Source organism: Rothia koreensis (assembly GCF_052232265.1).
GTDB lineage: Bacteria > Actinomycetota > Actinomycetes > Actinomycetales > Micrococcaceae > Rothia > Rothia koreensis.
Genome location: NZ_CP197643.1, coordinates 2,005,192 through 2,026,735, shown reverse-complemented (window position 1 = coordinate 2,026,735; position 21,544 = coordinate 2,005,192). Strand labels below are relative to the sequence as shown.

Genomic DNA, 21,544 nt, shown 5'->3' with positions numbered 1-21,544 from the left:
ACAATGGTTTGAGGCTTGTGCGTGGTCGGCACGCCCTGTCGCCGCCCGACAGACGCGTCGAGGGGATCCGCGTGAGGAACCGGGCCGGGGCGAACAGGCACGGCCGCGCAAGGACATTGTCTATATTCGAGGAGCACATCTATGTCGGGTCACTCCAAGTGGGCCACCACCAAACACAAGAAGGCCGCGATCGATGCGAAGCGGGCCAAGGCCTTCGCGAAGTACATCAAGGGCATTGAGGTGGCCGCCCGCATGGGCGGTGCCGATGTCTCCGGCAATCCCGCGCTGGACCTGGCCATTTCCAAGGCCAAGAAGAACTCGGTGCCCAATGACAACATCGACCGCGCGGTCAAGCGCGGTGCCGGCCTGACCGGCGAGGTCGTCGAGTACTCCGAGATCCTCTACGAAGCCCGCGGACCCCAGGGCTCTGCCCTGTACATCGAGTGCCTCACGGACAACAAGAACCGTGCCGCATCTGACGTTCGGGTTGCGGTCACGCGCAATGGCGGAACCATGGCCGACCCCGGGTCGGTTTCGTTCCTGTTCGAGCGCAAGGGCGTGGTCGAGGTTGCCAAGACGGACGGCCTCACGGAGGACGACGTCCTGATGGCCGTTCTGGACGCGGGCGCCGACGAGGTCAAGGAAGAAGAAGAGATGTTCGAGGTCATCTCCGAGGCGACCGACCTTCCGGAGATCCGCAAGGCACTCGACGAGGCGGAACTCGACTACAACAACGACGACCCCCAGTGGCGACCCACCATGACAGTGGACCTGGATGCCGAGGGTGCACGCAAGTTCCTGCGCCTGGCCGACGCGGTCGAGGCCCTCGACGACGTCCAGAACGTCTATTCGAACGCGGACATCTCGCCCGCCGTGATGGAAGAGCTCGAAGCCGACGACTAGTCGCTGAGCATATTCGGGAGAGTGCTATGAACAAGGGACCGGTCGGAGCCGTTGCATCACCAGCCTCCGCCGGTCCCTTGCGCATCCTCGGGGTCGATCCGGGGCTCACACGGTGCGGGTTCGGCGTGGTCGACATGTCCGGGAACCGCACAGCGCATTTCGTCGACGCGGGGGCCGCAGGAACCCAGGCCAGTGAGTCACTGGACGCCCGAGTCCTGCACATCCAGCGTGCGATGCAGGGTTGGGTCGAGACCTACCGCCCCGACGTGATGGCCATCGAACGCATTTTTGCCCAGGAATCCGTCAACACCGTGATCGGAACCGCGCACGCCTCCGGCGTGGTCATTGCGGCAGCTGCCGCCGCCGGCATCCCCGTGGCATGGCACACCCCATCCGAGGTCAAAGCGGCCGTGACCGGCAGCGGGAGGGCGGACAAGAAATCTGTGGGGCGCATGGTGGCCCGCATCCTCGAATTGGACGCCGCGCCGAAGCCGGCCGACGCCGCCGACGCCGTCGCCTTGGCCATCTGCCACGGATGGCGCTCCGGAATCATCGGCACGGGGATCAACATGGGCACCGGTGTCCAGACGCACCAGGGGTCGATCCCTTCTCGCGCCAAGGGAGGCTCCATGACGCCCGCTCAGCGGGCGTGGAAGGCGGCGGAGGAACGGTCCCGTCGCGGAAAATAACGGGAGCCTCGAGGACACGCCACAGGTCGAGTCGGTGGAGCCGCGGGCACGACCTCCGTCCACAGGCGCGCCGGTGAATGTTTTTCGTAACTTTGTTCGATTAAGATGGACGCATGATTTCTTCTCTGACGGGCACCGTGACCCATGTTGGCCTCCACGAGGCAGTCATCGAGGTCGGTGGTGTCGGGATGCTGGTCCAGGCAACCCCCGGCACATTGGCGACCCTGCGTCTCGGCGAGCGTGCTCGGCTCGAGACCTCGCTGATCGTCAAGGAGGATTCGCTGACCCTGTTCGGATTCCGGGACGACAGCGAGAGAGAAGTGTTCACCACGATGCTCTCGGTCTCCGGCATCGGTCCTCGCATCGCCCTGGCGGTTCTGTCCGTCCACACCCCCGCAGAGGTGGCCCAGGCCGTCGCGGAGGGTGATGACAAAGCATTCAGCAAGGTTCCCGGAATCGGCCCCAAGGGTGCCCGCCGGATCGTCCTTGAACTCGCGGGCAAGCTCGTCCTGCCCGAGCCGGAGGGCGCGGAGGCCTCGTCCACGGACGCCGGAGGCAAGGCAGGCGCCGGCCCATCGTGGCGGTCGCAAGTCATGGATGCCCTGGTGGGCCTAGGCTGGCAGGAGAAGGATGCCGCCGGCGCGGTGGATTCCTACGTCGAGGCCGAACCCGATGCCGAATCCATGACGGTCCCCGATGCCCTGAGGGGCGTCCTGGCCAGTCTCGGCCGAGCCAGCGGCATGGGCCATCGGTCCAAATAGCGGGGCGGAAAGGAACGAATGACGCAGCAATTCCCGGAGAACGACACGCAGAATCTGCCGGGCCAGCAGCGCTCGGGGCAGGAGCGGCTGGTTGACGCCGAGGTCGAGCCCGAGGACAAGGCGATCGAGGCGGCGTTGCGGCCGAAGGCCCTGGACGATTTCGTCGGGCAGAAGCGCGTGCGCCAACAATTGTCACTGGTTCTGGAGGCCTCGAAACTGCGGGGGAAGAGCGCGGACCACGTCCTCCTCTCAGGTCCTCCGGGACTCGGAAAGACCACTTTGGCGATGATCATCGCGGAGGAGATGGGCTCGCCCTTGCGCATCAGCTCGGGTCCGGCCATCCAGCACTCGGGTGATCTGGCCGCCATCCTTTCCTCGCTCACGCCCGGCGAGGTGCTGTTCCTCGACGAGATCCACCGCATGTCACGCCCCGCGGAAGAGATGCTCTACATGGCCATGGAGGATTTCCGCGTCGATATCGTGGTCGGCAAGGGCGCGGGGGCCACCTCGATTCCACTGGAACTGCCCAGCTTCACGCTCGTCGGCGCAACCACGCGTGCAGGCCTCCTGCCCGGGCCCCTGCGGGACCGTTTCGGGTTCACGGGTCACCTGGAGTTCTACGACGTCGATGAGCTCGAGCTCGTTCTCCGCCGTTCTGCCGGCCTCCTGGACCTGAAGATCACCACCGAAGGCTTCCACGAGATCGCCTCGCGATCACGCGGCACGCCCCGTATCGCCAACCGTCTCCTACGTCGGGTCCGGGACTGGGCTCTGGTCCACTCGGTGGACGATATCGACGCACGGGCCGCGGCCACCGCGCTGGACATGTACGAAGTCGATTCGAAGGGGCTCGATCGGCTGGACCGATCCGTTCTCGAATCCCTGATCCACAAATTCGGCGGGGGACCTGTTGGCCTGTCGACCTTGGCCATCGCGGTCGGCGAGGAGACGGAGACCGTGGAAACGGTGGCAGAGCCTTATCTGGTGCGTGAAGGGCTGATGGGCCGGACGCCGCGGGGACGCGTGGCGCTGCCCTCCGCGTGGGTGCACCTGGACCTGGAACCGCCGGAATCCTGAGCCACGGTTTCTGACCGGATACCCAGAATCTTCCTCTAGACTTTAAAAAGTTTTTCCCCTTATCCCGGTGGGATGCTGACCGGGAACAACGCAGATACCGACGTAAGGAACTCATGCTACTTTCCACCATCAATTCGACCGGAAGCCTGCAGGCAGCCGACCAGGGCGGGGGCGGTGGATCCAACTTCCTGCTCCTCGGCCTCATGCTGGTGGTTGTCATCGTGTTCCTCGTTCTTCCGATGCGCCGCCAGAAGAAGGCCAGGCAGCAGATGCAGGAGCGCCAGAACGCGATGACCCCGGGAACGCGCGTCATGACGCAGTTCGGCGTCTTCGGAACCATCGTGTCGATCGACCGCGAGGCCAATCGTGCGGTCATCGAGGTCGCACCCAAGACGGAGATCACGGTCCACCTCGGCGCCGTGACCACGGTTCTGGACGACAACGGGCAGGTCCCCGGAACTCCCGAGGCGGCGCGGGCCGCTGCGGCCCAAGGCGTTGCCGAGGAGCCCCAGAGCGGATCCGGTGCCTTCGGGAACGAGTCAGCAGCCGAGAGCGGTCTCGGATCGACGTCGACCTCTGCTGAGAACGGACCGCGGCTCAACGGTGAGCCGAGCGACGAAACGACTCGAGGTCTGGGCGAGCAGGACGGTACGGGTTACCGGGACGACCCCCGCGGCGACGATCCCACCGGCTCGAACCGCTAAAACATACGCAATTTTCGAGGTGCTTGCCCACGGGGTGAGCACCTCGACCTATGATCCTCAGGAATCCTCATGGCTCGGAAAAAGCGCACGTCCAGTGCCCGAAAGGCCCTGCTCCTGTTGACCGCCATTGTGGTGGTCCTCGGCGGTGTCATCGGCCTGTCTGCGACCAAACTGGGTGGCTCCGCGTCACCCCAGCTCGCCCTGGACCTGTCCGGCGGCACGGAGATGATCCTCTCCCCGAAGGTCACCAATGGCGACGGCGACATCAGCAAGGACCAGCTCGACCAAGCGGTCGACATCATCCGACAGCGCGTCGACGGCGCCGGCGTTTCCGAGGCCGAGGTCAGCACCCAGTCCGGCCGGAACGTCGTCGTGTCGATGCCGGGAACTCCGAGCCAGGAAACCCGTGATCTGATCCAGGCATCGGCACAGATGTCCTTCCGATCTGTCCTGATGCAAGGCGATGGGGGTGCTGTTCCCGAGGACCAACGCACCGCGGACGCGGATCTGCCGCATCCGAATGGCGAGCCCCAGAACGGATCGGATTCCAACTGGATCACGGGGGATCTCCAGAAGCAGTACGAACAACGCGACTGCAAGGCCAACCCGGGCAAGGACGATCAGTTGGATCCCGACAAGGCCGTGGTCGCGTGTTCCGAGGATGGCCAACAGAAGTACATTCTGGGACCCGTCGAACTGAACGGTTCGGACATCAAAACGGCCGATTACTCCCAGGCCGAGTCCGGGGGAGGCGTCAGCACGGGCCAATGGGGCGTGAACATCACGTTCAACGATCACGCCAAGAACGTGTTCAAGGACGTGACGCAGCGCCTGTACGGGTTCTACGGAAAGAACCAGGAAGACCCGAAGGCATCCTTCGCCATCATGCTCGACGGCGGGGTGCTCCAGGCACCACGCGCGCAGAACGTGATCGCGGACGGCAAGGCACAGATCACCGGTGACTTCTCCGAGGACGATGCCAAGGGACTGTCGGAACAGCTCAAGTACGGTGCGCTGCCCATCAGCTTCGACATCCAGTCCGAGCAACAGATCTCCGCGACGCTGGGCACGGACCAACTGCAGATGGGCATCATTGCCGGCATCATCGGTCTGTTGCTGGTCTGCGTGTACTCACTGTTCCAGTACAGACTCCTCGGATTCGTGACGATCGCATCCCTGCTTGTCGCGGGGGTGGTCACCTACGAGGCCATTACCCTGCTCGGGTGGGGCGTCAATTACAGGCTGTCGCTTGCGGGCGTGGCCGGACTGATCGTGGCTATTGGACAGACGGCTGACTCGTTCATCGTCTACTTCGAACGCATCAGGGATGGCCTGCGCGATGGGCGCAGTGTGCCTTCGGCCGTCGACCACGGGTGGATGCGCGCCCGGCGTACCATTTGGGCGTCGAAGGGCGTCAACCTCCTGGCGGCCGTCGTCCTGTACTTCGTGGCGGTCGGCAACGTTCGAGGTTTCGCCTTCACCCTGGGACTCACGGCCATCGCTGACCTCATGGTCATCTTCTGGTTCACCCATCCGGTCATGGTGATGCTCTCGCGGACCAAGTTCTTCGGTGAAGGGCACAAATTGTCCGGACTGGATGCTCGCGCGCTCGGTTACGTCCCGTTGTATCGAGGGGCCGGACGTCTGCGGGACCCCGAGGACTCGCCTCGAGCGAGGAAGCGCCGGTCCGATCATGACGAAGACTCCGAGGACCGGCCGATGACCATCGCCGAACGACGCAGGGCCGAGGCGCTCGAATCCCGGAACAAACCGCCACAGGACCCGGAAGAGCAGTCAGGACAAAATCCCGAAGGAGCCGACAATGCCTAAGTTCGCAGAGTTCGGTAGCAACCTCTACACGGGCAAGACCTCACTGCCCTTCATCCCGAAGAAGAAACTGTGGCTCGGAATTTCCGCGGTGCTCGTGATCATTGCGGTGCTCATCCCGGTGTTCACGGGTGGCTTCAAAATGGGCATCGATTTCCGTGGCGGTTCGGAGTTCACGGTCTCCGATTCCCAGAGCACCGACGTCCAGACGGGCAAGGACGCCGTCTCGAAGCACGCGAGTGCCTCCGAGACCGAAGTGACCAAGATTGCCTCGGATACGGTACGCGTCCAAACCGAGCAATTGAGCGACGACGACACGCTCGCCGTCAAACAGGCCCTGCAGAAGGCCTACGACGTCAAGGCCGACGACGTCACCTCCTCCTACGTGGGACCAACCTGGGGCGAAGGAGTGACCCGCCAGGCGACGTGGGGTCTGATCGCGTTCGTGGTCCTGGCGACGGTCGGGATGGCCCTGTACTTCAGAACCGTGAAGATGTCCCTGTCGGCCATCGCCGGCCTGCTGTTCACCGTCATCACGACGGCCGGGATCTACGCCCTGGTCGGGTTCGAAGTCACACCGTCGGCGATCATCGGTTTCCTGACGATTCTGTCCTATTCGCTGTACGACTCTGTGGTGGTCTTCGACAAAATTCGCGAGAACACCAAGGGCTACCGGGAAAACACGAAGACGACCTTCGCCGAAGAGGTCAATCTGGCGGTCAACCAGACCTTGGTCAGGTCAATCAATACCTCGGTCGTCGGGATCCTGCCGGTCGGCTCGATTCTGTTCATCGGGGCATTCCTGTTGGGTGCCGGAACCTTGCAGGATCTTTCCCTGGCACTGTTCATCGGGATCATCATGGGCACGCTGGGCACTTTGTTCGTCTCAGCTCCCCTCTACGCACTGCTGCGTCAGGGCGAGAAGCCCATCAAGGAACAGGCCGAAAGAGTCCGACGAGGCGTCGCGGACACCGACGTCGCCGACTCCGGAGCGGAGATCAGCGAAGGAACGACCTCGGGGTCGACGAGACCATTCGGCGACGGTTCGGCGTCGGCCGGAGCGGAGTCGGCACAAGAAGGCCGGCGTTCCGACCGCGGCGGCGGGAGGTCGGCGGACAGCCCCACACCGCGCTATGACCCGAGTGGCAGGGACAAGCCGGACAATGGCGCGGTGATCTAGCGGAGCCTGCCAAGAGGCCCTCGCGCCCCTCGCCGAGGGGCGGCTGCAGACTCATGTCACACGCCAACTACCTGACTTCCGAGCAACTCTGCCGCGTCGATGTCGACCTAGCCGAGTGGCGCCGCGGACGCCCAACGAGGGCTGACCATGGCCTGGCTGCCGCTGGCATTCCAGGAGCCCTGCATGGTGAAGGTGTACGTCAGCAGGCAACGATGCAGGGTGCCGTTGGGGGCGGTGTACGAGATCTCGGTGGGGACCCTGACGGTGGCACCGTCCCAGGACTGGCGGTTCGCTCGATTCGTGGTGCCCGCGGAATCGAGCCACTGGATCGTGGACGCCATGAGGAAACCGGCACGGGCTCCTCCCGATCCGACGTTGCCCAGCGTGGCGACGCCCGAAAAGCTGCGCCTGTCGTTCAGCGTGAGCGTGGGCGACGGAAGGGTCCTCTCGCCGGACGCGTTCTTGAGCTTGAAGGTCACCGACCCGCGATAGTTGCAGGTGGACCGGAAACCGATATTCAGGGATGTCTGGGCGTTCGCGGCGCCGCCGAACTGGTTGCCGAAGGTTCGCGACCCCTCGATGGTCCACGAATCCGCGACTCGGGTGCCGCAGTATCCGTTGTTCAGCTGATCATCTGTGAGCGCGCACCCCTCGGGGGTCGGGGTTGAGGCGGCCATCGTGGGCACGTCCGAGGTGGCGGCGATGACGGGGACCGACCACGCCGCGCCCTTGGCCACGGAACGCCGAGTGATGTTCTGATGCATGGGTGAACCTTTCGCAAAAGGGGGTGACTCTCGTCCCTGCACCGAGGGCGAGAGGAGGGGGGGGGAACAGTCCTCAAAGTAGAGTTCTGAACACCAAGGTTCAATTGATCAGTAAAGTATCTGAGGGCGTGTCCGCACGGATCAGAGATGTGCCAAGTGCGGCCCAACAAGCCGGCGCCATCTTCGAATACGGGTCTGATTTGGGCATTCATTACTCGTCAGAAACTTTCGCGGCGTCGTCGTGCGGTCGGGGTCGAATACTTCGCCTTCCGAATAAGTCGGAGTGTGACGAGGGCCGCCTCGATGCCCAGCACGGTCCGCCCACACCGGATCGAACCTTGCTGCGAGAGCCGTGCGACGAGATCACAGCGACCGCACATCACGACGTCGAGAGAGCAGATCGGGACCTGCCGCTGGTCATTTTGGTTCCGGGGTTGCCACTTCGGCAGGGTGGAGTGCACCAACCTGCCACCTCGAGGGGACGGAGGATTGACGGCGGGGGACTAAACTGGGTCCATCACACGGTCAGGAGGTTCATCATGGCATCGTCAGATGATCGGCAGAGTCACGGGACCCATCGGGTCATTTCAGCGTCAACGAGGACGCCGGAACGCCGTGCCTTCCCGAAGACGGCCGCCGTGCCGGCCGCAGAAAGAGCGGAACCAACCGTGAACGCCGGAGATTCCTCAGCCGCGAGCAAGACCAAACCGGTGTCGCCGGTCCTCGTTCCCTTGTTGAGGACCGTCAAGGCCAACAACCCCCAAGAGGATTTCGCCGCGATCGAGCGGGCTTTCGCCGTCGCGGACAAGTACCACACCGGACAGAAGCGCAAGAGCGGCGATCCGTACATCACGCACCCCGTCGCCGTCACCACGATTCTCGCCGAACTCGGGGCCTCCGGTGCCACGCTCATTGCGGGCCTGTTGCACGATACCGTCGAGGACACCGAGTACACGCTCGAAGAGCTCACCGAAGACTTCGGGGAAGAGGTCGCGGAGCTCGTCGACGGCGTGACCAAGCTGGACAAGGTCAAATACGGGGAACACGCTCAGGCCGAGACGGTCCGCAAGATGGTCATAGCGATGGCCAAGGACATTCGGGTGCTCGTGATCAAGCTGGCCGACCGGCTGCACAACGCGCGGACCTGGCGCTTCGTCTCTCCTCAGTCCAGCGCACGCAAGGCGAAGGAGACCCTCGAGATCTTCGCGCCGCTGGCCCACCGCCTGGGCATCAATACGATCAAATGGGAACTCGAGGACCTGTCCTTCGCGGCCCTGGAGCCTCGTATCTACGACGAGATCGTGCGCATGGTCGGGGACAGGACCCCGGAGCGGGAACGGCAATTGCAAGAGATCCGCACCGGCGTGAAGGACGAACTTCAGGAGTCCAACATCTCCTGCGAGGTGACTGGGCGACCGAAGCACTATTACTCGATCTACCAGAAGATGATTCTGCGCGACAAGGAATTCGACGAGATCTACGATCTCCTCGCGATCCGGATTCTTGTCGACTCGGTGCGGGACTGCTACGCGGCGCTCGGCGCCATCCACGAAGTCTGGAAGCCGATCCCGGGACGGTTCAAGGACTACATCGCCGTTCCCAAGTTCAACACCTACCAGTCCCTGCATACCGCGGTGATCGGCCCTGCCGGTCGACCCGTCGAGGTCCAGATCCGGACGCACGACATGCACCGCAAGGCCGAATACGGTATTGCCGCGCACTGGAAGTACAAGGCTGCGGCCCGTGGCGAGGCATCGGCCGCCGGACAGCATACCGAAGATTCGGCCGAGGCCATGAAGTGGCTCCAGTCGCTCATGTCCTGGCAGTCGGAGACCCGCGATTCCTCCGAATTCCTGGACTCCCTGCGCTATGAGGTCAACGCCCAAGAGGTCTTCGTCTTCACCCCGGCCGGCGATGTGCTGTCCTTGCCGGCGGGATCGACCCCGGTGGACTTCGCCTACGCGATTCACACGCAAGTCGGGGAACACACCATCGGTGCTCGGGTCAACGGAAAACTGGTTCCGTTGTCCTCCAAACTCAACCATGGTGACCGCATCGAGATCCTGACGACCAAGGCGGAGGACGCCGGCCCGAGCGAGGACTGGCTCAAATTCGTGGCCAGCCCTCGGGCCCGCACCAAGATCCGGCACTACCTGACCAAGGAACGTCGAGAAGAGGCCATCGAGAAGGGCAAGGACAACCTGACCCGCTCGATGCGGCGCCACAGCCTGCCTCTTCAGCGTCTTCTGACCAGCAAACTCCTTCTGTCCGTCGCTGAGGAACAGCACAAGGACGACGTCGCCGCGCTGTACGAAGCCGTGGGCGAAGGCCAGATCAAGGCCCAGGACGTCATCGACCGCCTGGTCGATCTCCTCGGAGGCGAATCCGAGGCGGAGGACGACCTCGAAGAAGAAACCTCGATCACAACCCATGCGCGGCCCAAGCACGCGGACTCGGGCGTGGTGGTCGACGGTGCCGACGGCGTCTACACCAAATTGGCACGGTGCTGCACTCCGGTTCCCCCGGACGAGATCATGGGCATCGTGACTCGCGGCAACGGCATCTCCGTGCACCGCGTGGATTGTCCCAATATGAGGCAGGCCCAGGACGATCCTCGCCGGATCAAGGTCCAGTGGGCTCCGACCAAATCTTCCGTGTTCTTGGTCGAGATCCAGGTCGAGGCGCTCGACAGGAAATCCTTGCTGTCCGACGTGACTCGGATCCTCTCGGAGAGCCACGTCAATATCCTGTCGGCCAACGTGCATACCAATGTCTCCCGGCTCGCCATCTCGCGCTTCTCCTTCGAGATGGGCGATCCGAGGTACCTCGACCACGTCCTCAACACTGTGCGCGGCATCGACGGCGTGTACGACGTCTACCGCATCACCGGGTCCCGACCGACCCCGTCGACCCACGGTCAGGAGTGAGACGTATCTCCCGGTAGCCCCCGGCGAAGCGCTTCCGACAGCGCATGAATCCGCCGGAGGGCCCGTTGTCGGAACGCCAGACGTGGAACCGCTTCCAGGGCGGCACAGACCGTCCCAGGAGGGCAACCCAGACCTGGCGCGCGGAGCAATGTCGCCAGGGCGGCGTCGCCGTGTTTGCCCTGGTCGAAGGCCGCAACGTCCACGCATGTGCGGAGGGGCGTGGTGACCCTCAAGGGTCCGATTCGCAGGGCCTCGTACTTGGTGTAGGTCGTGTACCGGTGGTGGACGACGGCGGATTCCACCGGATCCAAGGTGAGGCCAAACGGGCCAAAAGCCGTGCACTCCAGGAGCGTGGGCGGGGGAGCGCAGCCGTAGATCCAGGCCGCGGTCAGGCGGTGGAGTATCGCTCGTTGTCGGCTCAGTGGCCGCAGGTGCAGTGCCGCCGCCGTGGCACGGGATTCGGGGCACGGCGGCGTGCTGCCGTACACAGAGTTCACATGCGGGACCAGCAGACCGCGAGCGGCGAGGAGCAGAGCTTCCGCCTGTGTGAGGTGGAGGCCGGCAATCACCAGCCACGGCGGGGCCCCGAGGTCACGATAATGAGCGGCCGTCCGTGACACCGGGTCGAGGCGGCAAACCCGATCCGGGGAATGATGTTCGTGCATGGGTCCATGAGACCTCATGCTTGGGCCGAAAGGTACGGATTCAGCGAATCTGTGGACAGTCTCTTCGAATCCGTACCCTTCGGACGGGACGACGATCGGGCGGTGGCCGTCGGGAGCCGCGGCCACCGGGTCGGGCCCCGGGGTCAGGACCGGATATCAGGCACCGGCGTCAAGCTGGTCCAACCAGGCCCGACGAGCATCGAGCGCTTCCCGGGCCTTGGCGGCAGCTGTGGCGTCCCCCGCGGACTCGGCCTTGCGAAGGTCCGCTTCCAGCTCCGAAATGGCGTCCCTGAGCTGGCTGACCATGGAATCGGCTCTGGCCTGGGTTTCGGGATTGGTCCGTTCCCACTCGGCCTGTTCCGCCTCGGAGATGGCGTCCTGGACCTTCTTGAGCTCATTCTCGATCCGTCGCAGGTCATTGCGGGGAACCATGCCGGCCGCATCCCACTCGTCCAGGATCGGCGCGAGCTGGGCCTTCGCCGCACCCGGGTCCTTGACCGGAAGGATCGCCCGGGCCCTCTCGAGCAACGCTTCCTTGACCTTGAGGTTTTCCGCGAACTCGCGGTCAGTCTCGGCATTGGCGGCCGCCCGTGCATTGAAGAAGACGTCCTGGGCGGCCCGGAAGCGAGCCCAGAGCGCGTCGTCCTCCTTGCGCGAGGCCCGGGGCGCCTGCTTCCAGCGATCCATCAGGTCCCGGTACTTGGCGGACGTTTCGCTCCAGTCCGTGGACCCTGACAACGACTCCGCCTCGGCAATAAGCGCTTCCTTGGCCTTCTTGGCCTTGGCGTTGTTCTGGTCCAGTTGGGAGAAGTAGGAGCGGCGGTGCTTGTCGAACGTGGACCGTGCCGTGCGGAAACGCTTCCAGAGCGCGTCCTCCACGGATTTCGGCAGGCGATGCTCCTTCTGAGCGACCTTCCACGCATCGAAGAGGTCGTTCATGCGGGCGCTCGAGTTCTTCCAATGCGTGTCGGACGGATCCTGGTCCGCGACATCTTCGGCGGCTTTGACGATGGCTTCACGTTCTTGATGCGCGCGCTGCTTGGCTTCCTCGGCCTCGTGCTTCTGCTCCTCGGTCAGGCGGGTCGCGGCGGCGTCGAGGTCATCGAGACGCTTCTCGAGGTTCTCGATATCGCCGACCATGCCGCGTGCCTCGACCTGTTCCCTGAGGGAACGGACGGACCGCTCCACAGATGCCGCATCGGCGCCTTGGGAGACGCGGTTCTCGAGGAGCGCGATCTGAGTCTCCGTCTCGGAGAATTTCCGCGCGAAGTAGGTCAGGGCGTCGTCGTCGCTGGCCTCGGGAAATGCCCCCACGGGAATGTCCTCGCCGCGCACCGTGACGTAGACGTGGCCGTCTGCTCCTACCGAGCCGAACTTCTTGGCCTCGTCCAGCGACCTCGGGGCTGCTGGGGGTGCGGCGGGTTTGGGAACGATGGGGGAACCCGGCAGGTTGGCCGGGGTGGGCTTGTCGTCGGGCTTCTTCTCAGTCACCGCTGAAACTCTTTCCGTGGAAGGGCCTGTCGGCCTCATGTATCGATGGTCGACGTCGCCCGGAACGGACCGGGCACTGGACTCCAATATATATGGGGTGTGCGTCACGTGAACCGGCTATTTCGTGGAAAGATGAACGGTTTTCCCTGGAAGGGGCCGGGATCACGGTCCCCACGGTTCGCCTGGGGACTGGCCACGGTTTAGGCTTGAAGGTGTTTGCGCGCCTCCCGGCGCGCCCAAGAACCAAGACTTTGAGGAGTGGCTCATGGCCCGCAAGGCGTCCTTGTCAGGTTTTCCGGAATTGCTGCCCGAGGAACGGGTGGTAGAGAACCATGTCCTGGATGTTCTGCGCCATACCTTCGAGCTGCACGGGTTCTCCTCGATCGAGACCCGCTCGGTGGAAACCGTCGAGCAACTCCTGCAGAAGGGCGAGATCGACAAAGAGGTCTACGCGGTCTCGCGGCTCCAGGAGGACGGTGACAGCAAGAAGGCCGAGAAGCTCGCTCTCCACTTCGACCTGACCGTTCCGTTCGCCCGGTACGTCGTCGAGAACGCCGGCTACCTGAACTTTCCGTTCATGCGGTACCAGATTCAGAAGTCGTGGCGCGGCGAGCGGCCGCAGGAGGGCCGTGCCCGAGAATTCACGCAGGCCGATATCGACGTCGTCGGGGAAGGCACGCTGCCGTTCCGGTACGACGTCGAGCTCGCCCTGATCGTGGTGGACGCGCTCTCGCGGTTGCCGCTCCCAGAATTCAGGCTCAGGGTCAACAACAGGAAGCTCTCCGAAGGGTTCTACCGGGGCATCGGACTGACCGATACCGCGGGGGTCCTGCGCTCGATCGACAAGTTGGAGAAGATCGGCCCCGATGCCGTGGCCCAGCTGCTCAAGGACGAGCTCGGCGCCACGGACGAGCAGGCACAAGCCGCCTTGGACCTTGCCTCGATCACAGCAGAGGACACCTCGTTCGCGGACCGGGTACGTTCTTTCGGCGTCCAGGACGACCTGCTCGAGGAGGGGCTGGCGGAGCTGACCGAAGTGATCGAGCAGGCGTCGAAGCGCGCGCCCGGCAAGGTCATCGCCGACCTGTCGATCGCTCGGGGCCTGGACTACTACACCGGGACCGTCTACGAGACAGTCCTGCTCGGCCACGAACAGCTCGGATCCATCTGCTCCGGTGGCAGGTACGAGTCCCTGGCCTCGAACGGCAAGAAGACGTACCCGGGGGTCGGACTGTCCATCGGCGTGACCCGTCTCGTCGCCCGGATGCTCTCTCAGGGTCTGGCGCGACCGACACGTTCGGTTCCCTCCGCGGTTCTGGTGGCCCTCACGAACGACGAGGCCTGGTCGGAGGCCCAAGACGTCGCGGATCAGCTGAGGGACCGCGGCATCGCTTGCGAGGTCTCTGCGAGTGCCGCGAAATTCGGCAAGCAGATCAAGTACGCGGATCGGCGCGGGATACCCTTCGTCTGGTTCCTGGGCACCGACGAGTCCGGCACGACCACGCATGAGGTCAAGGACATCCGCTCGGGAGAGCAGGTTGCCGCGGATCCCTCGACCTGGACTCCCGCCGAGGAGGATCTCCGCCCTCGCGTGTACGGCACCGAGGAATAGACCGTCTCTGCCGCGGCTGTGGACAACGATCCTGGCCAGCCGCCGGGGCAGGTAGACTCTGCACAGAATCAGCTCGGCGGGACCCCGCCGCCACATCGAAAGGACCGTGAGTGCTACGCACGCATACGCTCGGTGAATTGACCGCCGAGAACATCGGAGAAACCGTCACCCTGGCCGGCTGGGTCGCCCGCCGGCGCGATCACGGAGGGGTGGCCTTCGTCGATCTGCGCGACCGGGAGGGCGTGACCCAGTGCGTGTTCCACGATGAGGCAGATTTCGATGCGTTGCGCAACGAATACGTGCTCAAGGTCGAGGGAGTGGTCTCCCGCCGCCCCGAGGGCAACGACAACCCCAACCTGGTGACCGGTGAGGTCGAGGTCGAGGTCACCTCGGTAGAGGTGCTGAACACCTCCGCGCCGCTGCCGTTCCAGGTGGACGAGCACGTCGAGGTCGGGGAAGAGGCCCGGTTGCGGCACCGCTACCTCGACCTGCGCCGCCCGGCACCGGCGGCCGCCATGAAGCTGCGCTCTGAAGCCAGCCGCGTGGTGCGGGAGCTGCTCCACCAGGATGGGTACCTCGAGGTGGAAACACCGACGATGACTCGTTCGACTCCCGAAGGTGCACGTGACTTCGTGGTGCCCGCGCGCCTGGCGCCGGGCTCCTGGTACGCCCTCCCGCAGTCGCCCCAGTTGTTCAAGCAGCTTCTCCAGGTGGGCGGGATCGAACGGTACTTCCAGATCGCTCGTTGCTACAGGGACGAGGACTTCCGCGCCGACCGTCAGCCGGAATTCACCCAGCTGGACATCGAAGCCTCCTTCGTGGAGGAGGACGACGTCATCGACCTGGGCGAGCAGATCGTGGCGGCTCTGTGGAAACTGATCGATGTGGAGATTCCGCGCCCGATTCGCCGCATGACCTATCGCGAATCCATGGAGAAATACGGTTCGGACAAGCCGGATCTTCGTTTCGGCCTGGAACTGACGGAGCTGACGGACTACTTCCGCGATACGACCTTCCGTGTCTTCAAGGCACCGTACGTCGGTTCCGTGGTGATGCCGGGTGGTGCTTCGCAGCCGCGCCGGACCCTGGACGCATGGCAGGAGTGGGCCAAACAGCGCGGAGCCAAGGGCCTCGCCTACGTTCTGGTCCAGGAGGACGGCAGCCTGACCGGCCCCGTGGCCAAGAACATCACCGAGACCGAACGCGAAGGCCTCGCGGAAGCCGCGGGGGCCAAGCCCGGCGACTGCATCTTCTTCGCGGCCGGTGACGCCAAGTCCTCCCGTGCCCTCTTGGGCTCTGCTCGAGTCGAGATCGGACACCGGACCGGACTCATCAAGGATGGAGACTGGGCCTTCGTGTGGATCGTCGACGCACCGATGTTCGAACCCGCCGCCGACGCCGAGGACTCGGGCGACGTCGCCCTGGGCAACTCCGCATGGACGGCCGTGCACCACGCGTTCACATCGCCGAAGCCCGAATTCATGGACACGTTCGACGAAGATCCCGGATCCGCGTTGGCCTACGCCTACGACATTGTGTGCAACGGCAACGAGATCGGTGGCGGTTCAATCCGTATCCACCGTCGCGACGTGCAGGAACGTGTTTTCAACGTCATGGGCATTTCGCAGGAGGAAGCCGACGAGAAATTCGGCTTCCTGCTCGAGGCCTTCAAATACGGTGCACCCCCGCACGGCGGAATCGCCTTCGGCTGGGACCGCGTCGTCGCCCTGCTGGCAGGATCGGACTCCATCCGTGAGGTGATCGCGTTCCCGAAGACCGGCAACGGCTACGATCCGCTCACGGCTGCTCCGGCGCCGATCACGGCCCAACAGCGCAAGGAAACCGGGGTGGACGCCAAGCCGGCCAAGAGCACGGAGAAGAAGCAGGCGCCGGACCAGGGGCAGAGCGCCGGGACCAAGTAGTCCGCTGCAGGAGGCGTGGAAGTCCACGGCTTCGGGGCCATCCCGGTGGCCCTGGAGCCCGGTGGATCAGGAGCTTCCCGCGCCATTGCGCTGCCACCCAGTGCGCTGTCCCCATTGCGCTTCACCAGGCCCCGCAGGCTGTCGTCGGCGGGGCCTGGTGCCTGTGCGGGACGAGGGCGAGTCACGCCCTGTCCGTGGACGTGCTTTGGGCCGCGATCCGGGCCATGACCTCGGCGAGTTGGCGGACGGAGATTCCGAGACCCGTTGGCATCTCCACGTAACCCTGGTCGGTGGTGACCCCGACTTCGGGGCGCGTTCCTGGATGCAGCGTGACGCGTGCGCGCGTCGTCGTCGACTCACCATTGGACGAGCTGTGCGCCTCGACGCTCCAGACGTTCTCCCACCTGACCCGCAATTCGTCGTGCCACGCGCCGCGTCGGCGTGACTCCACGAAGAATCCGGGCACCTCCAGCACGAGTCGCCGTTGCCGGACCAATGGGTGGATGGTCGCGATCATACCGACGACCAGCAGAGCGGCGACGAGGCAGCACCCCCAGAATTGGAAGGACGCCACACCGTTCTTCGCGAAATCGCTGTATGCCATGCCGGCCGCGAGGATCACGAGCAGCCCCAGCCCCACGGCAGCGAGAACAGCCTTTGCCGGACTGGTCCGGATGACGGACCTTCCGGTCCTCCTGAACTCGTCCCACGTCCGCTCAGCCTGTGCTCTTCCCATGCCCTTCGTCCTTCCGCGGTCCTCAGGCAGGCGCTCGTGCCTCGCCGGGTACTTCGTGGTACCGAGCTTATAGGCATACCTGGCTCTACCGAAGGCCCGGGTGCCCGCTGGACCCTCGGTTTCATCGTTGGCACTGATCCCCGACGCTTCGGCGACGCATAGCGTTTTCAGTATGAAAACGACAACGACTCACCTCGTCAGAGCCCACGGGCTCAGCAAAGCCTTCGGTACGACCAGTGCCCTCACCGACGTGTCAGTCACCATCGGACATGGGGAGTCCGTGGCCATCATGGGACCTTCCGGTTCCGGCAAGTCCACGCTGATGCACATCCTGTCCGGCATTTCCGGCGCGGACCGCGGATCGGTGATTCTCGACGACGCAGCCTCGGGATCCGGAATCGATATCACCGGATTGTCGTCGAACCAGAGGACTCGGTTGCGCCGGGACCGCATCGGGTTCGTGTTCCAGGAGGGACTGCTCCTGCCGGAACTCACCGCGCTGGAGAACGTCGCGGTGGCCCTGATGACCTCCGGAACGTCCCGCAGACAGGCGGAGGCCGAAGCCGGTCGTTGGCTGTCGGCCCTGGGTCTTCACGGCATGGAAGACCGCCGTCCCGGGCAGCTTTCCGGCGGGCAGGCCCAACGTGTCGCGATCGCCCGCGCCCAAGTCACTCGTCCGGATCTCGTGTTCGCCGACGAACCGACGGGCGCGTTGGACACGGAGACCTCGCAACGAGTCCTGGACGCGCTGCTCGAAGCCACCGTGTCCCGGGGAGCTTCCCTGGTGGTGGTGACTCACGACCCGGCGGTGGCCGCCGGATGCGCCCGAACCATTCGGCTTCAGGACGGTCGTATTGTCGACGACGGACTGGGAGGTGGTCCGCGGTGAATCTGCTCTTCCTCCGCAAAACTTTCTCTGACCCCGCCACGTGGGCACTTCCGGTTGTCGCCTTCATGCTCACGAGCGCCATGGCCTACACGGTCGTGGGCGGTGTCTCGTTCCTGCTGAACGACGAGAGCAGCAACCAGCTGTTCTACATGCTCTGCGCGGCCCTGGCGGCCATACTGCTGGCCGTCCCGATGAGCTCCCTCATGTCTTCGGCGGCCCGACTCATGGCACGCCAGCGCGAACGACGCCTGTCCACCCTCCGCCTGCTCGGTGCCTCGGGGTTGAAACTCAGGGCGTTGTCACTGATCGAATCGGGCACGCTGGCCGTGACTGGCATCGTTCTCGGTGCCGTGCTATACGGTCTGCTGACCCCTCTGGTCGGTTTGGTGCACCTGACCGGGCACGCGATCGGGGCTTCGGGTCTGTGGCTGGGGTTCGAGGGGCTGCTCGTCGTCGGCATCCTGCTTCTGGCGTTGGCCCTTGTCAGCGCGTTGAGCGGGCTCAGCCGGCTCGAGATCACCCCGCTGAGCGTCCGTTCACGGGAACTTCCCCGCAGGGTGCGCTGGATCCGGCTCGTCGCGGGCGGCCTGTTGATCTTCGTCGCGCTGGTCTGCTCCGTGGCCGTGTCCTCGGGACTCGGGGGTGCCATGGTTTTCGCGTTCATCGTGATTTCACTGTCGATCCCTCTGATCGCCGTGAACCTCTTGGGGCCCTTGGTCCTGAAATGGATCGGCACCGCCGACGCGAAGACCGCCCGCAGCGCCGAACGCCTGATCGCGGCGCGAAACCTCCTCGAGTCGCCCCAGGAGATGTGGCGCCAGATCGGCAGCATCGCGTTCAGTGTGTACATGGCCGTGATGCTGGGATCGGGCGTTGCGATGTCGATGGCTGGCAGCACCGCCGACGCCGACCGCCAGGATCTGATCCTGGTTCACGACGTCCGGACCGGAGTGCTCGTGACGCTGGTGATGTCTTTCCTCATGGTCGCTTTCTCGGTCGGCATCAACCAGACGGCGCAGGTTCTCGACCGCCAGGAGATGTACCGGGCGCTCTCCCGCATGGGAATGTCGATCGACCGTCTCGGACGGGTCCGCCGGCTCTCGGTGATGCGGCCTCTGGTGCTCGTGGTCATCATCTCGGGCCTGGTCGCAGTGGTGACGTTGTTCCCGCTGGTCGGCGCGGGTCTGGTCGCGCAACCGGTCACGATGGCGGTCATTGCTGCGGCCATCGTCTTCGGAATCTGCACCGTCTGGGCAGCGTGCGCGTCGACCACACCCGTGCTCAGGCGCACCCTCGAGGACTAGGCGGCCTACTGCGGCGTCGAGATCTCCAAGAGCCTTGAGACGGCGGCCTCTGCCTCATCCGGTATGCGCGTCCATGCGATTCCGGCTTGGGCTCGGCCGTCCTCCCTGGGAACGATCCAGCCGAGGACCACCAGGGTCTGCGTCAGGGACTGCAGGGAACCGGCCAGGAGCCGACCGTCTCCGTCGAAGATCTCGCCCGTGGAGGTGCTGAGTCTCCACCGGTGACGGACGCAGATCTGGCGGGCCCACTGCGACTCGTTCTGCACGTACCGAGGGGGAATGGTCAGCATCGTTTCGGTAATGGGCTGGGTTTCGTACGACATTTTCATCAACTCCTTACCCGCCCTGGACGAGGACCGGTGACCCGGGCCTCACTGTCCATGGAACGCCGATTCTTACGAATTTTCAAGAGTTGTGGGAATCGGCTGACCAGGGGAAACGCCGGCGGCCGCGTGCCGAAGTGGCAGTTTTGAGCGTTTTTCGCACCGAAAATTGCACAAACCTGCCACCTCGCGGGGGAGGCGGGGGAGGTGGCGAGTGGAAGCGGGAGTGGCGCAGATGCACGGAATTGCCACCTCGAACAGCCGGCACCGAGGCTGGAACGACGCCGGGTCGCCGTCGGCCGCATGCCTGGTCGCTACGGGCCGACGTCGTGCGCATGACGGGCCGCTACGGGCCGACGTCGTGCGCATGCCTGGTCGCTACGGGCCGACGTCGTGTGCATGACGGGCCGCCCCGAGCGTTGTTGGGTGGGGGTTGCCCGATAGAGAGGCAATGACCCACGCTAGGTGGTGCTTCAACCCCCACCAAACGACGGCCAGAGCCACCGAATCGGGTAAACCCCACCTCACGCGAGACGATGCCGCCTTTCGTAAACCCCACCCAACGGAGGCCACGGCCACCGAATCGGGTAAACCCCACCTCACGCGGGATGACGCCGCTCTTCGTGGCCCCCACCCAACGGCGGTAAACGCCACCGAATCGGGTAAACCGCGCCTCACGGGGAACGGAGCCACCATTCGCAACCCCCACCCAACAGCGGTAAAAGCCGCCGAATCGGCTAACCACCACCCAACGCCCGGACGAACCCGCCCGGACGTTCGCGCCCGGACGAACCCGCCCGGACGAACCCGCCCGGACGAACGCACCCGCGCACCCGCCTGCCCCGCTCGCCCGCCCCACACACGGAAACCCCCAAGCAAACCGCACTCCGGCAACGCACTCCGGCAACGGGATCAGGAGCGGCGCATCTCTGCGACCTGCTCGATCAGGGTCTCACTTTCGGGGTCAGTTATACACACCCCGAGTTCCTGGACGGCGTCGATCGTGGCCTCAGGCGACAGGCGTTCCCTCCGGGTCGGGCGTCCCGCTCGGCGGACCGTCCGGGCTTCCTCCGTGACCGTCACGTGGCCCTCAGTGGTGTGGCGCATGACCATCAGGTGATCCATGAATGGCCCGAAACCGTCGCGGGACGTGGTCAAATGCCCTGCATGCACGTCCACCGGTACCACCGGGAGGCCGTCGCTGAAGTGCTGCGGTTCGCCGTCCCGCCGCAACTCCCACACCTGCCCTGCCGTCTCGGCGTGGCGTACCGCGGTGAATTCGCGGTCGCCCTCCACATGGGGGCGCCCGTCGATCAACGGCATCGGCTCACGCACGCTGAAACCGAATCCCGGGTCGCACAGGTACTGGACCTCGTCTATCGTCACGACAACCGTCATATGGGTCCTGGTGTTGCTGGGGGAACCGACCCTCCCGAGGGAGCGCCGCACGTCGAAACCCAGGCGTTCCAGGACCCCGGAGAACAACTGGGCGTGTTCGAAGCAGTAGCCCCCGCGACGATTGGTGATCAAGGACGCTTGCACGCTGCTGGGGGAGACGCCCGGATGGTCACCCAAGAGCACCTGCACGTTGGAGAACGGCAACGTCTCGACGTGCGCTCGGTGCAGGTCTCGCAGTAGGTCCGCGCTCGGTTCGCCGTGGACCGCTTCCGACTGCCCGATGCACAGGAGGTATTCCGGCACATCGTATTCATCGATGCCCCACGGCGACTCCTGATGCACAGTCATGCTCCCAGCTTCTCACGCGGAGGC

At 64.7% G+C, this 21,544-nt stretch carries 18 protein-coding genes; 12 read left to right on the top strand and 6 right to left on the bottom strand.

Features of this window, described 5'->3' with window-relative positions; genetic code table 11:
• Nucleotides 1-141: 141 nt before the first annotated feature.
• From ACTSLZ_RS08970 to secF, 7 genes are all read left to right on the top strand, one after another.
• On the top strand, nt 142-903 hold the full coding sequence (locus ACTSLZ_RS08970) for a YebC/PmpR family DNA-binding transcriptional regulator (protein ID WP_129315850.1): 762 nt from the start codon (nt 142-144) through the stop codon (nt 901-903).
• 26 nt (nt 904-929) lie between these two features.
• Nucleotides 930-1,592: a crossover junction endodeoxyribonuclease RuvC gene (gene ruvC / locus ACTSLZ_RS08965; protein WP_129315849.1), complete on the top strand. Its 663-nt coding sequence runs from the start codon at nt 930-932 to the stop codon at nt 1,590-1,592.
• 113 nt (nt 1,593-1,705) lie between these two features.
• Nucleotides 1,706-2,353, top strand: coding sequence for a Holliday junction branch migration protein RuvA (gene ruvA, locus ACTSLZ_RS08960; protein ID WP_178979908.1), 648 nt, complete (start codon nt 1,706-1,708; stop codon nt 2,351-2,353).
• A gap of 18 nt (nt 2,354-2,371) precedes the next feature.
• Complete coding sequence (gene ruvB / locus ACTSLZ_RS08955; protein ID WP_129315847.1) at nt 2,372-3,430, top strand: Holliday junction branch migration DNA helicase RuvB; 1,059 nt, start codon at nt 2,372-2,374, stop codon at nt 3,428-3,430.
• A 113-nt stretch (nt 3,431-3,543) separates the two neighbouring features.
• On the top strand, nt 3,544-4,134 hold the full coding sequence (gene yajC, locus ACTSLZ_RS08950; RefSeq protein WP_129315846.1) for a preprotein translocase subunit YajC: 591 nt from the start codon (nt 3,544-3,546) through the stop codon (nt 4,132-4,134).
• A gap of 69 nt (nt 4,135-4,203) precedes the next feature.
• Nucleotides 4,204-5,964: a protein translocase subunit SecD gene (gene secD, locus ACTSLZ_RS08945; protein ID WP_443094770.1), complete on the top strand. Its 1,761-nt coding sequence runs from the start codon at nt 4,204-4,206 to the stop codon at nt 5,962-5,964.
• Entirely contained in the window at nt 5,957-7,141 is a 1,185-nt protein-coding gene (secF, locus tag ACTSLZ_RS08940) for a protein translocase subunit SecF (protein WP_443094769.1), read from the top strand. The genes secD and secF overlap by 8 nt, the downstream gene beginning before the upstream one ends.
• A gap of 107 nt (nt 7,142-7,248) precedes the next feature.
• On the opposite strand, the gene ACTSLZ_RS08935 is transcribed toward secF, so the two are convergent.
• A complete protein-coding gene (locus tag ACTSLZ_RS08935; protein WP_443094768.1) occupies nt 7,249-7,905 on the bottom strand; it encodes a hypothetical protein in 657 nt (218 codons plus the stop codon).
• Nucleotides 7,906-8,444: 539 nt separating this feature from the next.
• Here ACTSLZ_RS08935 and ACTSLZ_RS08930 point away from each other — a divergent pair.
• Complete coding sequence (locus tag ACTSLZ_RS08930) at nt 8,445-10,832, top strand: RelA/SpoT family protein (protein WP_129315843.1); 2,388 nt, start codon at nt 8,445-8,447, stop codon at nt 10,830-10,832.
• Here the strand turns inward: ACTSLZ_RS08930 and ACTSLZ_RS08925 are convergent.
• Nucleotides 10,823-11,497: a hypothetical protein gene (locus ACTSLZ_RS08925; protein WP_443094767.1), complete on the bottom strand. Its 675-nt coding sequence runs from the start codon at nt 11,495-11,497 to the stop codon at nt 10,823-10,825. The two genes, ACTSLZ_RS08930 and ACTSLZ_RS08925, sit on opposite strands and share 10 nt — an antisense overlap.
• Nucleotides 11,498-11,653: 156 nt before the next feature.
• Nucleotides 11,654-13,027 carry a DUF349 domain-containing protein gene (locus ACTSLZ_RS08920; protein WP_443094766.1) on the bottom strand — a complete coding sequence of 458 codons (1,374 nt, stop codon included), beginning with the start codon at nt 13,025-13,027 and terminating at the stop codon, nt 11,654-11,656.
• A gap of 226 nt (nt 13,028-13,253) precedes the next feature.
• On the opposite strand from ACTSLZ_RS08920, the gene hisS reads away from it, so the two are divergent.
• Nucleotides 13,254-14,600, top strand: a complete 1,347-nt coding sequence (gene hisS / locus ACTSLZ_RS08915) for a histidine--tRNA ligase (RefSeq protein ID WP_397556123.1) — start codon at nt 13,254-13,256, stop codon at nt 14,598-14,600.
• Nucleotides 14,601-14,710: 110 nt separating this feature from the next.
• On the top strand, nt 14,711-16,522 hold the full coding sequence (aspS, locus tag ACTSLZ_RS08910) for an aspartate--tRNA ligase (RefSeq protein ID WP_443094765.1): 1,812 nt from the start codon (nt 14,711-14,713) through the stop codon (nt 16,520-16,522).
• A 181-nt stretch (nt 16,523-16,703) separates the two neighbouring features.
• Here the strand turns inward: aspS and ACTSLZ_RS08905 are convergent, their stop codons facing one another.
• Nucleotides 16,704-17,258, bottom strand: coding sequence for a hypothetical protein (locus tag ACTSLZ_RS08905; protein ID WP_443094764.1), 555 nt, complete (start codon nt 17,256-17,258; stop codon nt 16,704-16,706).
• 172 nt (nt 17,259-17,430) lie between these two features.
• Here ACTSLZ_RS08905 and ACTSLZ_RS08900 point away from each other — a divergent pair, with 172 nt between their 5' ends.
• Both ACTSLZ_RS08900 and ACTSLZ_RS08895 read left to right on the top strand, forming a co-directional pair.
• Nucleotides 17,431-18,147 (top strand): ABC transporter ATP-binding protein, encoded by a 717-nt coding sequence (locus ACTSLZ_RS08900; protein WP_129315838.1) that lies wholly within the window; start codon nt 17,431-17,433, stop codon nt 18,145-18,147.
• Complete coding sequence (locus ACTSLZ_RS08895) at nt 18,144-19,451, top strand: permease (protein WP_443094763.1); 1,308 nt, start codon at nt 18,144-18,146, stop codon at nt 19,449-19,451. The genes ACTSLZ_RS08900 and ACTSLZ_RS08895 overlap by 4 nt, the downstream gene beginning before the upstream one ends.
• A 5-nt stretch (nt 19,452-19,456) precedes the next feature.
• Here ACTSLZ_RS08895 and ACTSLZ_RS08890 read toward each other — a convergent pair whose 3' ends face one another.
• Nucleotides 19,457-19,774: a hypothetical protein gene (locus ACTSLZ_RS08890; RefSeq protein WP_443094762.1), complete on the bottom strand. Its 318-nt coding sequence runs from the start codon at nt 19,772-19,774 to the stop codon at nt 19,457-19,459.
• A 912-nt stretch (nt 19,775-20,686) separates the two neighbouring features.
• On the bottom strand, nt 20,687-21,520 hold the full coding sequence (locus tag ACTSLZ_RS08885) for an arylamine N-acetyltransferase family protein (protein WP_443094761.1): 834 nt from the start codon (nt 21,518-21,520) through the stop codon (nt 20,687-20,689).
• Nucleotides 21,521-21,544 lie beyond the last annotated feature (24 nt).

Bases quoted from the DNA above. Each gene is read 5' to 3' on its own strand.
- secF (WP_443094769.1), top strand. From the start codon at position 5,957: ATGCCTAAGTTCGCAGAGTTCGGTAGCAACCTCTACACGGGCAAGACC.
- ruvA (WP_178979908.1), top strand. From the start codon at position 1,706: ATGATTTCTTCTCTGACGGGCACCGTGACCCATGTTGGCCTCCACGAG.
- ACTSLZ_RS08885 (WP_443094761.1), bottom strand. From the start codon at position 21,520: ATGACTGTGCATCAGGAGTCGCCGTGGGGCATCGATGAATACGATGTG.
- yajC (WP_129315846.1), top strand. From the start codon at position 3,544: ATGCTACTTTCCACCATCAATTCGACCGGAAGCCTGCAGGCAGCCGAC.
- secD (WP_443094770.1), top strand. From the start codon at position 4,204: ATGGCTCGGAAAAAGCGCACGTCCAGTGCCCGAAAGGCCCTGCTCCTG.
- ACTSLZ_RS08935 (WP_443094768.1), bottom strand. From the start codon at position 7,905: ATGCATCAGAACATCACTCGGCGTTCCGTGGCCAAGGGCGCGGCGTGG.
- hisS (WP_397556123.1), top strand. From the start codon at position 13,254: ATGGCCCGCAAGGCGTCCTTGTCAGGTTTTCCGGAATTGCTGCCCGAG.
- ACTSLZ_RS08930 (WP_129315843.1), top strand. From the start codon at position 8,445: ATGGCATCGTCAGATGATCGGCAGAGTCACGGGACCCATCGGGTCATT.
- ruvB (WP_129315847.1), top strand. From the start codon at position 2,372: ATGACGCAGCAATTCCCGGAGAACGACACGCAGAATCTGCCGGGCCAG.
- ACTSLZ_RS08920 (WP_443094766.1), bottom strand. From the start codon at position 13,027: ATGAGGCCGACAGGCCCTTCCACGGAAAGAGTTTCAGCGGTGACTGAG.
- ACTSLZ_RS08890 (WP_443094762.1), bottom strand. From the start codon at position 19,774: ATGTCGTACGAAACCCAGCCCATTACCGAAACGATGCTGACCATTCCC.
- ACTSLZ_RS08925 (WP_443094767.1), bottom strand. From the start codon at position 11,497: ATGCACGAACATCATTCCCCGGATCGGGTTTGCCGCCTCGACCCGGTG.
- ACTSLZ_RS08900 (WP_129315838.1), top strand. From the start codon at position 17,431: ATGAAAACGACAACGACTCACCTCGTCAGAGCCCACGGGCTCAGCAAA.
- ACTSLZ_RS08970 (WP_129315850.1), top strand. From the start codon at position 142: ATGTCGGGTCACTCCAAGTGGGCCACCACCAAACACAAGAAGGCCGCG.
- ACTSLZ_RS08905 (WP_443094764.1), bottom strand. From the start codon at position 17,258: ATGGGAAGAGCACAGGCTGAGCGGACGTGGGACGAGTTCAGGAGGACC.
- ruvC (WP_129315849.1), top strand. From the start codon at position 930: ATGAACAAGGGACCGGTCGGAGCCGTTGCATCACCAGCCTCCGCCGGT.